The sequence below is a fragment of the Pyxidicoccus trucidator genome (genome assembly GCF_010894435.1).
Taxonomy (GTDB): Bacteria; Myxococcota; Myxococcia; order Myxococcales; family Myxococcaceae; genus Myxococcus; species Myxococcus trucidator.
Genome location: NZ_JAAIXZ010000001.1, coordinates 715,991 through 728,852, shown reverse-complemented (window position 1 = coordinate 728,852; position 12,862 = coordinate 715,991). Strand labels below are relative to the sequence as shown.

Here is a 12,862-nt window from a genome sequence, read left to right as displayed (position 1 = left end):
GGAGCGCGCCAGATGAGGGTGACATGGCCGCTCAGGTCCAAGACAAAGATGGGCATGAGCCCGGGTGAGGACGATTCCCTTCCGCCTGGAGGCCTTCCCGGAGGAGCGAGTGGCGAGGTGGCTCACCTCAGGCCGAGTGCCTCCATGAGCACCGCCTCGCGAGCCACCACCGGTGACTGAGGCAATGCCTCGGGACGGAAACCCCGCACCAGTTCCTGGAGTGTCACCGGCCCGCCCTCTCCCAGGCCACTCCAGGCGGCGAGCAGGCCGAGCACACGCTCGGGCGCAATGTCGCGCTCGCGCAGCTCGGCCAGGGCGAAGGCGCCCTCGCGCTTGGCCAGCCGCTTTCCGTCCTCGCCGAGCACCAGCGGGACGTGGAGGAAGGCCGGCGCGGGCAGGCCGAGCGCCGCGTAGAGCTGGAGCTGCCGGGGCGTGGAGGAGAGCAGGTCATCGCCGCGCAGCACGTGGGTGATGCCGCTGGCCGCGTCGTCCACCACCACCGCGAGCTGGTAGCTGGCCACGCCGTCATTGCGGCGCACCACGAAGTCACCCACCACCGCGTCCACGTCCTGCGAGTAGGGGCCCAGCAGCTCGTCCACGAAGCGCACCTCGCCGGGGCGTGCGCGGAAGCGGTACGCGGGGGCTCGGGTGCGGGCTCGCTCGGCGGCTTGCGAAGCGGTGAGGTGCGCGCAGGTGCCGGGGTAGCGAGGGCCTTCCTCGGACAGGCCGTGCGGCGCGCTGGCGGCGCGGGCAATCTCGCCGCGCGTGCAGAAGCACGGGTAGACGAGCCCCTCGCGCTCCAGCTTCGCGAGCGCCTCGCGGTAGACGTCGTCGCGCTGGCTCTGGAAGAGAGGCGGCTCGTCCCAGCCGAGGCCGAGCCACTCCAAGTCGCGCAGCAGGTCGTCCACGTGCTGGGGCTTGCAGCGCGCGCGGTCCAGGTCCTCGATGCGCAGCAGGAACTGGCCTCCGGCGGCGCGCGCCTGGAGCCACCCGAGCAGCGCGCTGCGGATGTTGCCCAGGTGCATGCGCCCGGTGGGACTGGGCGCGAAGCGGCCTCGGAAGGGACTCACGGGCGGACCAGCGGCTTGCGGATGGGGGCCAGGGGCTTGCGGTCCGGGACGGGCCCGGCGGGCTTGTCCGCGCTCGGGGTGCGCCCGGTGCTCGCCGGATACGCCACCTGCGCGGGCGGGGGCGCGAAGGCTTCATCCGGGGCGGGCGTCACGGGCAGGGACTCGGTGACGCCGGCCTCGACGCCGCGCGCGGCCAGGGCGGCCACGCAGGTGCGCAGCGGAGTGCCCGCGTCCAGCAGCTCCGCATCCACCGTGAGGCGCGGCAGGCGGCGCGGGGCCTTGTCTCCGGGAGCGAGGACGAAGGCGTCGAGCGCGAGGCCCGCACCCTCGCGCGCCACGGTGCCGAACACCACGAGGTCCGCGCCCGCCGTGCGGCCCAGCGCGGAGGCCGCGTCCACCGCGGCGGCGTCCAGTCGATTGCTCGCGAGGGCCCGCGCGAGCGTGGCGTCAGGGCCCGTGCCGGCGGGGCGCACCGTCACCACGGCCTGGCGGTCGGAGACCACCTCCACCACGCCGCCCACCGCTTCTCCCGAGGGCAGCACCGAGCGCCACAGGTGCACACCGGGAGGCACCTCCGTCACGCGCACGGGCGCGGTGCCCACGGGCTGGCCGTCGAGCGTCACCGGAAGTCCATACGGCACGGAGTCGAAGCGCACGCCGCCGCGCGGGCGGGAGTCGTGCGAGGCGCGCACGCGCTCCACCGTCTTCGCGAAGAGGGGTGACGTCGCGGCCAGCGGGAGGGGACGCCCGGGAGCCATGGCGAAGGCATGGGCGAGGCTGGCGGCGGCGTCCTCGTCACGGCCGGTGGCGTAGCGGACGGCGGCGTGCAGGGCGTGGGCGTCCGCGAGCTCGGAGGCGTCCGTGAGGTCGACGGCGCTGGCGGCGTAGGCGTCCAGCGCGCGGCCCAGCGCGGCGTCGGCGCGGGCGAAGTCCCGAGCCTCGCGGGCGGTGGTGGCCTCCTTCACCGCGGCGCGTGCGGTGGCCAGGGGAGAGGGAGGGGACTCTTCGGTGGCGCGGGGCGGCTCGGCGAGGGCGAGGCCCCGGGTGGCATGGACCTCCGAGACGAGGCGCGCGGTGACGCGGGGGCCGGCGCGCGCGGGCACGTCGGCGGAGAGGGCCTGGAACGGGAGTACCGCCACCTTCACGGAGGTGCCCGGCTTCGCGGAGGCGGGGAGGGCACCCAGGAGGAGGGCGAGCAGGAGCGCGGTGCGAATCATCGTCGATGAAGAGAATACCCGACCGGGTGGGCCCTGGCGGAATGCGGCGGTACGACGTGGGTCGGGTCGCTCCTTGGTGAGGCGATGCTACGCTGGGTGTTCATGCCAGCGTCTCCTCGTATGCGAGAAGTGGACTCTCCAGGCCCTGCTCGCGTCCGGTGCTCTCCTGGCGCCATCCTGATGGTGGGGCTCATGACCGGGAGCGGATGCGCTCATCCGGGGACCGCGATGCAGGGCTCCTGCCGCGAGCTGCCCACGGTGGAGGAGTGTCAGGCTGCGGCGGGAGTGATTACCGATAGCTGCCTCAGGACGTGCGTGGAGATGCAGTGCGCGGGAGTCAAGGTCAACTGCGGGAGCGCGGAAATCCAGAAGCGCTGCAGGGAAGCGAGTGAGGCCGAGGGAATCACGCCCCTGGGATATGTCGTCCGCTTCTCTGACGTGCCGGTCTCCTGCGACCACCCATCGAAGGAGGTCAACTGGTGCGAGCAGCCGGCATCGCGAGCTTGCCGCGCCGGGGCCATGGTTCACGAACTCGCGCACTCCTGCGGATGGCGTCACCACCAGGGGCTCGGAGTGCCCGGAGACAATGGATACCTCCCATGCGAATGAGCCTGACAATCATCACGGCAGCCTCGCTCCTCATGATGCCGGCCTGTACGGGGGCTCCTCGACCGAGGCAGGAAGTCGCCGGGGGCATCGGGGCCGGAGGGATGGGCGCTTCCGGGCTCCCAGACGGAGGTGCCGCGACTCCCGCGCGGACGCAGGTGGAGCTTCAGGACATCCGCTTCGACGGGCAGTCACTCTCCGGCCGTCTCCTGGTGACCGCCGAGGAGGGCAGCCTCCTTCTGGACACGCGGCTCATCGAGAGCGTCGTCCTGACGACGGAGTCCGTCGTGGAGTGCGGGACGGGCCGGAAGCTCTCCTTCCTGGAGATGGATGTCCTGGCGCGCCCGCCCCGAGACGAGGACCTCCTGATGCTCAAGCCCGGTTACTGGTACGGAAAGGACGTCCGGATTCCCCTCTTCACGGAGGGCCTCAACGGGCCGGAGGTGGCTTGCATCGAGGTGGAGTTCACCTTCCACCCTCGTGAAGGCCGCGCCGCGAGCCTGCGGGTCCGTGGGACGCTCTCCGCCCCTGGTGACGCGGGCACCACGACTCCATTGCCGATTCCCGATGCAGGGGCGGGCGCGGCGCGGTGAGCGCCTCGCGAATCGCTTCCCCCCGCCGGGCATCCGTGGAGAATGCCGGCCCCCGGTCGGCCGTTGCCCAGGCGGATACCCGATGCGCTTCGTTCACTGCTCCGACGTCCACATCACCGAGGACTACTTCGCGCTCCCCCTGCACCGGCTCGGCTGGCGGCGCTGGCTGGCCCTCGTCGAGCTCACCCTGGGCGGCCGCGCGAAGCGGTACACCCGCGCCCCCCAGGTCCTCTCCGCCATCGTCCGCGACGCCGAGGCCCACGGGGCGGACCACTTCATCCTCTCCGGAGACCTCACCGCCTACGCCCTCGAGGGCGAGTTCGCGGGGGCCCGGAAGGCCCTGGGCCCGCTGGCGGAGGACCCGCGCCGCTGCACCGTCGTCCCCGGCAACCATGACGTCTTCACCCCGGGCAGCATCCGCAGCGGCCGCTTCGCGCGCCACTTCGGCCAATTGCTGGAGAGCGACCTGCCCGAGTACCGGCGCGAGGGCGCCTACCCCTTCGTCCGGCTCGTGGGCGACGAGGCCGCCGTCGTGGGCCTGCTGTCCACCCGGGTGGCCCCCACGCCCGCCTTCCCCTACGGCGACATTGGCGAGGCCCAGCTCGAAGGCCTGGCGGCCCTGCTGAAAGACGCTCGCCTGGACGGCCGGGCGGTGCTCGTCGTCGTCCACCACGCGCCCCGCAACCGCCAGGGCCGGCCGGACCGGTGGAACCACGGCCTGCGGGACGCGGACGCCCTGCTGCGCCTGCTGCCCGGCCCGCGCTTCGCCGTCCTCCATGGCCACATCCACGAGCGCTACCACCACCCGGCCACCGCTGACCGGCCCCACCTCTTCGGCGCCGGCTCCTCCACCGAGGCCGGCCACGAGGGCTACTGGGTCATCGAGGTGGCCCACGGGCAGGTGGTGGGCGGCAGTCTCCACACGCCCTCATTGTGACAGCACGGGCCAGCGGCGGTAGAAACCGTTCCATGCCGAACGCGCCGCACCCGCAGCCGTCGCCCAGCGACTTCACCCTGGAGGAGTACAAGTTCCTCCGGGCCCTCCAGCGCGCCGTGGATGACCTCCTGGAGGAGAGTCTCCGCGAGCGGGAGAACCTCACCCAGTCCTTCCGCCGCTGCTTCCCGCAGGTGCTCCGGCTCACCGGCGCCCGCGCCGTGGCGATAACGACGCGCGACGAGGAGCTGGTGGAGCAGACCTGGAGCGAGGGCGACTGGGGAGACCGCTTCCCCGGCTCGCTCCTGGAGGGGCCCTCCGGCGCGCGGCGCGTGGAGGAGAACACGCTCGTCACCCAGGCGCTGGACGTGGCCGGCTCGCGCGTGGGCACCTTCGGCCTGCTCTTCCCTGGCGACCTCTCCTCCCCCGAGGCCACCGCGCGCGCGCTGCGGGTGCTGGACACCGTCGCCGAGCAGCTCGACACCGTGCTGTGCCTCGTGCACACCGCGTCGGAGAAGCACCAGCTCATCCTCCAGTGCAACGCCCACCTGGCCAACCCCGTCTTCGAGGCGGGCATGGACCAGGCGGTGCTGACGCTGGCGCAGCGCGTGCGGCTGCCGGGCTTCCTCCTGCTGTACCGGGACGCCGTGCGGCCCCAGGTGCTGCACTACCGCACCTACCGCAACGGGCACCTGGAGTTCGAGAGCGGGGAGCAGCCCAGCCCCGTGCTGGAGAAGGCCATCCGCCAGCACGGCCCGCGCCTGCTCGTGGGCGAGGACTCCGCGCTGCGGCAGCTGTTCGCCGGCCGAACCACCGAGGCGGTGCTCATCTCCGGCGCGGCCACCAGCGAGCCGCTGGGGAAAATCGTCGTCTGGAGCGACGAGGGCTTCTCCGCCTACGCCATGGACCTCATCCGGGTGCTGGCCTCCACGCTCAGCCAGCGCCTGCTGGACTACAACCGCGAGCGCATCCACCTGTCGCAGTTCTTCCCCACCTCCGTCATCGACGCGCTCTTGCAGGACCCGAACTACGCCCAGTTCCTGCGTGCGCAGGACCAGGAAGTCGGCATCCTCTTCGCGGACATCAACGGCTTCACCCGCATCTGCGAGCATGGCTTCGACAGCCCGCGCAACATCGGCCGCTTCGTGGACGAGTGGAGCGAGCGCGCCGTGGGCTGCATCTGGGAGCACGGCGGCGTCTTCGACAAGATGGTGGGTGACTGCGTCATCGGCCTCTTCGGCCCGCCCTTCTTCAAGTCCAGCCGGCTGGAGCGCGCGCAGGCCGCGGTGCGTGCCGCGTGCGGCATCCAGGACTTCACCGCGTCACTGGGCGCGCGGGAGGAAGTCGCGGCGCTGTGTCAGAAGGTGAAGCTGCCCGGGCTGGGCGTGGCGGTGGGCGTCAACCTGGCCAACGCCAACTGCGGCCTCTTCGGCCCCAACCGGCAGTACACGGCCTTCTCCAGCGGAATGAACCAGACGGCGCGCCTGCAGTCGCTGGCGGGCTTCCGCGAGACGTTGGTGATGGCGAGCGTGCGCGAGGTGCTGGGCGGCTCGCGCGAGCCCTTCGTCCAGGGCCTGCGCTTCGGTCCGTTGACGGAGACGCCGGTGAAGAACGTGGCGCAGCCGCTGCGCCACTACCAGCTGACACCGCTCAAGCCGTGAGATGACGGCCTGGGCGCTGACGCGGCTCAGGACTTGAGATGACGGCTTGAGCGCTGGCGCGGCTCAAGCCTTGAGGTGCGGGGCCGCGTAGCGCCGGGAGAAGTGAATCCACCGGCGCTCGTCGACTTCCACCTGCCACTCGGAGTTGGGCGTCAGCGGCAGGCGCTGCTTGAGGAAGCCCTCCAGGTGGTCCGCGGCCTTCACGGGCGTGAGGCCCGGCGCGCGGAAGGCGACGTGCAGGTAGACGTCCAGCGTGGCGCCCACGTCCACCGAGGCACAGATGCGCAGCGGGCCCACGCGGCGCTGGTACACCGTGTTCTGCCCGGGCCACGCGGCCGGGTCCGTCTGTGCCACCGAGAGCCAGTTGAACGGCTCGAGGATGAAGTCGAGCAAGTCGCTGCTCGCCTCGTCCAGCGTTGCGTGCTCCTGGATGGAAAGCATCGCCCACCTCCCCGGGGAAGCCGATGGAAAGAATGTGCCCACGCCCATGTCGCGTGCAAGGGCCCCCCTCGGGTTTCACCAGCGGTGTCCGTCATCGACAGGACGCACACACGTGGGTGGTGTGGGGAGGGCCCCGCACTTCGCTACGTCACCCACGCTCCAGCGCGCGCAGCTCGTCCGCGGAGAGCTTCATCGCCGCCGCGGCGACGTTCTCCTCCAGGTGTTTGACGGAGGAGGTGCCAGGAATCGGTAGCATGACGGGCGAGCGGTGCAGCAGCCATGCAAGCGCGAGCTGCCCCGGCGCGACGCCATGGCGCTTCGCTGCCTGGACCAGCGGGCTGGCGCTCCCCGTCAGCGCGTTGGCCGCCAGCGGGAAGTAGGGCATGAAGCCCAGGCCCTCGCGCTCGCACTCGGCCAGCACGTCGTCGCTGCTCCGGTCCGTGAGGTTGTAGCGGTTCTGCACCGAGACGATGGGGACGATGCGCCGCGCCGCGCGCAGCTGCGCCACCGTGACGTTGGACAGCGCGACATGGCGGATCTTCCCCTGCTCCCGCAGGCGCGCGAGCGTCCCGACGGACTCCTCCAGCGGCACGCGCGGGTCCACCGTGTGGAGCTGGTACACGTCGATGCGCTCCACGCGCAGGCGCTTGAGGCTGCCCTCCAGTGCGCGGGTGAGGTGCTCGGGGCGGCAGTCGCGCTCCCAGGCACCGGGGGCGGGGCGGACCAGACCGCCCTTGGTGGCGATGACGACCCCCGCCGGGTACGGGTGGAGCGTCTCGCCGATGAGCCGCTCGGAGACGTCGGGCCCGTACGAGTCCGCGGTGTCGATGAGCTGCACGCCCAGCTCCACAGCGCGGCGCAGCACCGCCTTCGCCTCGGTGGGATTCCTCGGCTCGCCCCAGATGCCCTCGCCGGTGATGCGCATGGCGCCGAAGCCCATGCGATTCACGGTGAGGTCGCCAAGCTTGAAGGTTCCCGCGGCGGCGGCGGGAGGTGTCATGGGTGCGGTGGACATCGCGCGAACCTCGGGATGGAGAAGGTCGCGCACGTTAACGGACGTGGGTGACACCCGCTCGTGCTTACCGCCCCACCCTCAAGGGCTGGTAGGAAGTGAACGGCGAGAAGGTCGCTCCACGGCGGCCTTCAGCTGGCCACAGCCCGCGTCGATGTCGATGCCCCGACGTTGACGCACGGTGCTGGGCACCGCGTAGGAGGTCAGCACGTCCTGGAAGGCGCGCACCGACTCCGGCCGGCTGGGCCCGCCGTCGTAGCCCACGGTGGGGTTGAGCGGGATGACGTTGACGTGCGCGTCCATGCCTTGGAGCAGCCGGCCCAGCGTGTGCGCGTGCTCGGGCGTGTCGTTGCGGCCGGAGATGAGCGTCCACTCGAAGAAGATGCGGCGCTTGCGCTTCTCGCTGTAGTAGCGGCAGGCGTCCATCAGCTCGGCCAGGGGCCAGCGGCGGCCCGCGGGGACGAGGGCGGCGCGCTCCGCGTCGGTGGCGCCGTGGAGGCTGACGGCGAGCTGCACGGGGCGCTCCTCGTCCGCGAGCCGGCGGATGCCGGGCACCACGCCCACGGTGCTCAGCGTGAGGAAGCGCGGCCCCATGGCCAGCCCGAGCGCGTCCACCAGCACGTCCAGCGCGGACATGGTGTGCTCGTAGTTGTGCAGCGGCTCGCCCATGCCCATGAGGACGACGTTGCGCAGCGACTCGCCGGACTCGCGGAGGATGCGGTTGACGTGCATCACCTGGCCCACGATTTCGCCGGGCGTCAGGTGGCGCGACAGTCCCATCTGCCCCGTGGCGCAGAAGACGCACCCCATGGCGCAGCCCGCCTGCGTGCTGAGGCACACGGTGGCGCGGCCCTTGAAACGCATGAGGACCGTTTCAATCGTCTGGCCGTCATCCAGGCGCAGCAGCAGCTTGTGGGTGTAGCCGTCGCTGCTGAAGCTCTCGTGGTGGGTGGCGAGGTGGCCCAGGCGGGTCCGCTCGCGCAGCGCATCCCGGAGGTCCGGGCGCAGGCCCTCCACGTCGTCCAGCGAGCGCACCTGCTTCCGATAGAGCGCCGTCCACAGCAAATCCCGGTGGTAGGGCCCGAAGCCCCAGCCGGAGAGCAGCTCGCCCAGCGCGGGGCGCGTCAAGTCATAGAGGTTGGTGGGCGTGGCGGACGGCATGGCCATGGACGGAGATAACACACCCGGCGGGCGTGCATCTCCCCCGCCAGGGCAGGAGGTCCGCAGGCGGGCGGGCGGGCCCCTCCGCCCCCGTGCAGGAGCAGCCGACCGTGCCCACCTTGAGCCCATATGGGTCTGGCCATCCAACAGGAGGAGTTCCGCCCGGAGGACTACGCGCGCTTCTCCCGGCGGCTGACGGAGAGCCTGGAGGCGCTGCGCACGCTGCTGGCGCGCCCGGGCTTCGGGGTGGGGGCGTGCACCATCGGCGCGGAGCTGGAGCTGTACCTCGTGGACGCGGCGGGCTTTCCGCTGCCCATCAACCGGCAGGTGCTGTCGCAGACGGTGGACCCCCGGGTGACGCTGGAGCTGGACCGCTTCAACCTGGAGGTCAACCTGCGCCCGGGGCCGCTGGCGGGCCGGCCCTTCACCGCGCTGCGCGCGGAGTTCGAGGACACGCTGGGAGAGGTGCGGCGCGCGGCGGCCACGCAGGGCGCGCGGGTGGCCGTCATCGGCATCCTCCCCACGCTGCGCGAGGCGGACCTGGGGCGCGGCGCGCTGACGGGGCTGCCCCGCTACCGCGCGCTGTCGGCGGCCATCCGGCGCCGGCGCGCCTCGCCCTTCCACGTGTCCATCCACGGTGAGAAGGAGGCGCTGGCGCTCACCTGGGACGACGTGACGCTGGAGGGCGCCAACACGTCGCTCCAGTACCACCTGCGCGTGGCGCCCGGTGACTTCGCCCGGCTGTACAACGCGGCGCAGTTGGCGACGGCGCCGGTGCTGGCGGTGTCCGGCAACTCGCCGCTGTTCCTGGGGCGCCAGCTGTGGGACGAGACGCGGGTGGCGCTGTTCCGGCAGGCGGTGGACGACAGGGGCGAGCCGGGAGAGGGCGGCTTCCAGCCCCACGCGCGCGTGTCCTTCGGGCATGGCTGGGCGCGCGAGGGCGCCTATGAGCTGTTCGCCGAGTCGGTGGCGCTGCACCCGCCGCTGCTGCCCGTGCTGGGGCGCGAGTCCCCGCTGGAGCGCGTGGCGGCGGGCGGGCTGCCGGGGCTGGACGAGCTGCGGCTGCACCAGAGCACGGTGTGGAGCTGGAACCGCGCCATCTATGACCCGAAGGACTCCGGCCACCTGCGCATCGAGCTGCGCGCCCTGCCCGCGGGGCCCACCGTGGTGGACATGGTGGCCAATGGCGCGTTCCTGTATGGGCTGACGCTGGCGCTGGCCGAGGGTGTGGACGCGCTGCTGCCCGCGCTCCCCTTCGTCCACGCGTACGGCAACTTCATCCGCGCCGCGCGGCAGGGACTGGACGCGGAGCTGCTGTGGCCCGGGGAGGCGGCGCCCAGCCCGAGGCCCGTGCAGGTGATGGAGCTGGTGCCCCGGCTGCTGCCGATGGCGCGAGAGGGACTGGTGAAGGCCGGGGTGGACGGGGCCGACGCGGACGCCATGCTGGGCATCATCGAGCGGCGCGTGGCGCTGCGGCGCACCGGCGCACGCTGGCAGCGGCAGGTGCTGGCCTTCCTGGAAGGGTCGGGCCTGCCCCGCCAGGACGCACTGGCGGCGATGCTGGAGCGCTACCTCCAGCACTCCGAGTCCGGAGCGCCCGTGCACACCTGGCCCGTGGAGTAGGCGGCCCCGCTCCTTCCGGGGTGGGTGGATTGCGAGGACGCGCGCATCGCGGTGAATATCCGGCCGCCTGCCGCGTCAGCGGGCTGGCAGTGCGCCCGCTTCGAAACCCTCAGGCCGCCCATGGTCCGACTCCTCCGTCTGTTGCCGTTCCTGCTCCTGAGTGCCTGCACCACCCTGCGCGGCCGCGCCGATGACCTGGCGCGCAAGGGCCAGTTCGTCGAGGCCGCCGCCATCTACGACGACCTGGTCCAGAAGAGCCCCCACCAGCCGGAGCTCGTCTCCGCCCGGGATGACCTGCGGTGGAGGGCGCTGGAGCAGCTGCTGGGAAACGCCCGGCGCTACCGCATGGAGGGACGGGACGAGCCCGCGGAGGCGGACCTCCTGCGCTTCCTCGACCACCGGGCCGAGTGGAACTCGAAGCTGAACGGCGCGCTGGAGAGCTCGCTGCTGGAGGAGATGGGCGGGACGCACCAGCACCTGCGCACGCTCATCGGCGCTCCGGCCCAGCAGGGACTGGCGCTGACGGCGGAGCAGGCCCTGGTCCGCAAGCGGCCGCTGCTGGCCCACCGGGAGATGGTCGTCATCCAGCGGGAGATGGAGAACGTGGTGCTGCAGAGCGGCAAGGACGCGTGCCAGCGGCTGCGGACCGTCAGCTCGGAGGACACCCCGCACTGGAAGGAGCTGGTGTTCCGCTACTGCACCCATTGGAGCGAGTACGCGCCTCGGCCCCCCGCGGCCCCGGAGCTCTTCGGACCTCCCGGGTTCCAGGGCGACGTGTCCGGCCTGGGCGAGGCGGAGCTGAACCGGCTCCGGTCGCGCCTGACGGAGGCCTTCGAGACCTCGCCCTGGTTCTCCACCGGCGCCACGGCCCGGCCGGAGTTCTCAATCGACGGACGCTTCTCCACCGAGCGCGACAGCACCTCCGTGGAGCTCACCGCGCCCTACACGGAGCAGGTGCCCTACACGGACCACGAGGAGCGCACGGAGACAATCGAGGAGCCCTACACCGAGGAGGAGGAGTACACGGACAGCAAGGGTGAGAAGAAGACGCGCACCGTCACCAAGACGCGGACGTACACGCGCACCTTCACCGTGCCCGTCACCAAGTATCGCGATGTGTCGAGGACCTTCGAGTATCACGCGCTGCGACTGTCGGTGGACCACCGCGTGGCCCTGTCCGCCACCGGCGTGCTCGACTCGCGACGCGCGCCCCTCTCCACCGTCCTGCAGGACCAGTTCTCCGAGCACGGCTACGAGCATGACGTCACGTTCCATGACGGGGGCGTGACTCCGCAGCGCGTGTCCTTCACGCCGCCCCAGGTCTGGCTCGAGGCGCGCGTGGAGGAGCTGGGCAGGCGCTTCTCCCAGCAGCTCGTGGAGCACTGGCGCGAGTCCTACTGCGCCAACCCCATGCTCAGCCTGGACGAGGCGGCCCGATGTGCACGGGCTGGCACCACGCTCCCCACTCCTGCTTACCGTGTCCTCTCTGAAGTCCTGGGAGATGACGCAGCGCGGGTTCCCCAGCTCTTCGCGTCTCCGTGAGCCGGCGCACGGCGCGTTGACCAGGTGCCGGTGTCATTCAAGACTGGGTGGATTGTTTAGGACTTCTGACGTGAAATGACCCGGAGCGTGGGCCTGGACGACATGTCAGACCCGCCTTGTCTAATAGGGCAATTCCACCCAGAGGACCGTATGCATCCAACCGAAGTCCGAGCTCGCTTCTCTCGTAGGACCCTCGCGCTGTGGATGGCTTCTTCCCTGGTCATGGCCGGGTGCGGCGAACCGGCGGCGGAGGCGTCAGCGTCCGTTGACCCGTACGCTTCGGAGTCCCAGTCGCTGGACGAGGGTGTCGCCAACGAGCGTCGTATCATCGTGTATCAGACCACGTCGTTGCAACTGTACACGGTAGACAAGAAGGGGAAGGACGTCCTGCTGGCGCAGCGCAGCGGCGTGCCGATGGTGTCTCCGGATGGCCGCCAGGTGGCGTACGCGAAGCTGCCGGACACGTGGAACGCGGGCGACCCGGTGGAGCACGCGGAGCTGCACGTGTTCGACTCGAAGTCGGGCAAGAGCGAGCGGCTGACGCGCGGCCATGACGACGCGGAGCCCATCTGGACGCCGGACGGGCGCAACCTGTTGTTCCAGTCCACCCGCCGCACGGGAATGGCCTCGCTGTGGAAGGTCCGGGTGGGCGGCAACGGCCTGGAGCAGGTGACGAACGAGGGCCTCGTGAGGAACGCGGCCGGCTACATCCCCAACCCCGTCTCGAGCACCGAGGCCCAGTGGGCGCCGACGGAGCGCCGCATCATCGTCTACAGCACCACCAGCCTGACCAACGGCGACGTGCGCGTCATCGACTTCGACCGGCAGCTCGACGTGGAGAAGTCGTACAGCCTGGGCCAGGGCTACTCGCCCCGGTGGACCGAGCAGGGCACCGTGGTCTTCTCGCAGAACAATGGCGGCCAGGTCACCTTCGTCGAAGTGAGCGTGGACTGAGTCGCACGGAAGTGACGCGGGGCCGCGAGCCGGTGCCGCGAGGCAGGG

At 71.5% G+C, this 12,862-nt stretch carries 11 protein-coding genes; 6 read left to right on the top strand and 5 right to left on the bottom strand.

Features of this window, described 5'->3' with window-relative positions:
- Positions 1 to 122: 122 nt before the first annotated feature.
- Complete coding sequence (gluQRS, locus tag G4D85_RS03125) at positions 123 to 1,070, bottom strand: tRNA glutamyl-Q(34) synthetase GluQRS (protein ID WP_164007706.1); 948 nt, start codon at positions 1,068 to 1,070, stop codon at positions 123 to 125.
- Entirely contained in the window at positions 1,067 to 2,287 is a 1,221-nt protein-coding gene (locus tag G4D85_RS03120) for a PEGA domain-containing protein (protein WP_240359046.1), read from the bottom strand. The genes gluQRS and G4D85_RS03120 overlap by 4 nt, the downstream gene beginning before the upstream one ends.
- A 605-nt stretch (positions 2,288 to 2,892) precedes the next feature.
- Between G4D85_RS03120 and G4D85_RS03115 the strand changes: the two genes are divergently transcribed.
- From G4D85_RS03115 to G4D85_RS03105, 3 genes are all read left to right on the top strand, one after another.
- Positions 2,893 to 3,486 carry a hypothetical protein gene (locus G4D85_RS03115; RefSeq protein WP_164007704.1) on the top strand — a complete coding sequence of 198 codons (594 nt, stop codon included), beginning with the start codon at positions 2,893 to 2,895 and terminating at the stop codon, positions 3,484 to 3,486.
- An 82-nt stretch (positions 3,487 to 3,568) separates the two neighbouring features.
- The gene (locus G4D85_RS03110) at positions 3,569 to 4,423 is read left to right on the top strand and encodes a metallophosphoesterase family protein (protein WP_164007702.1); all 855 of its coding nucleotides are present in this window, start codon (positions 3,569 to 3,571) and stop codon (positions 4,421 to 4,423) included.
- A 32-nt stretch (positions 4,424 to 4,455) separates the two neighbouring features.
- The gene (locus tag G4D85_RS03105; RefSeq protein ID WP_164007700.1) at positions 4,456 to 6,081 is read left to right on the top strand and encodes an adenylate/guanylate cyclase domain-containing protein; all 1,626 of its coding nucleotides are present in this window, start codon (positions 4,456 to 4,458) and stop codon (positions 6,079 to 6,081) included.
- A 63-nt stretch (positions 6,082 to 6,144) separates the two neighbouring features.
- Here G4D85_RS03105 and G4D85_RS03100 read toward each other — a convergent pair whose 3' ends face one another.
- From G4D85_RS03100 to rlmN, 3 genes are all read right to left on the bottom strand, one after another.
- Positions 6,145 to 6,522, bottom strand: a complete 378-nt coding sequence (locus tag G4D85_RS03100) for a hypothetical protein (RefSeq protein ID WP_164007698.1) — start codon at positions 6,520 to 6,522, stop codon at positions 6,145 to 6,147.
- 148 nt (positions 6,523 to 6,670) lie between these two features.
- Entirely contained in the window at positions 6,671 to 7,537 is an 867-nt protein-coding gene (locus G4D85_RS03095; RefSeq protein ID WP_164007695.1) for an aldo/keto reductase, read from the bottom strand.
- Between the two features lie 78 nt (positions 7,538 to 7,615).
- On the bottom strand, positions 7,616 to 8,695 hold the full coding sequence (gene rlmN / locus G4D85_RS03090; protein WP_164009071.1) for a dual-specificity RNA methyltransferase RlmN: 1,080 nt from the start codon (positions 8,693 to 8,695) through the stop codon (positions 7,616 to 7,618).
- Between the two features lie 129 nt (positions 8,696 to 8,824).
- Between rlmN and G4D85_RS03085 the strand changes: the two genes are divergently transcribed.
- The 3 genes from G4D85_RS03085 (at position 8,825) to G4D85_RS03075 (ending at position 12,814) form a co-directional block, all read left to right on the top strand.
- The gene (locus tag G4D85_RS03085; protein WP_164007693.1) at positions 8,825 to 10,318 is read left to right on the top strand and encodes a glutamate-cysteine ligase family protein; all 1,494 of its coding nucleotides are present in this window, start codon (positions 8,825 to 8,827) and stop codon (positions 10,316 to 10,318) included.
- 120 nt (positions 10,319 to 10,438) lie between these two features.
- Positions 10,439 to 11,860: a hypothetical protein gene (locus G4D85_RS03080; RefSeq protein WP_164007691.1), complete on the top strand. Its 1,422-nt coding sequence runs from the start codon at positions 10,439 to 10,441 to the stop codon at positions 11,858 to 11,860.
- A 204-nt stretch (positions 11,861 to 12,064) separates the two neighbouring features.
- Positions 12,065 to 12,814: a TolB family protein gene (locus tag G4D85_RS03075; protein WP_240359045.1), complete on the top strand. Its 750-nt coding sequence runs from the start codon at positions 12,065 to 12,067 to the stop codon at positions 12,812 to 12,814.
- Positions 12,815 to 12,862: the final 48 nt, after the last annotated feature.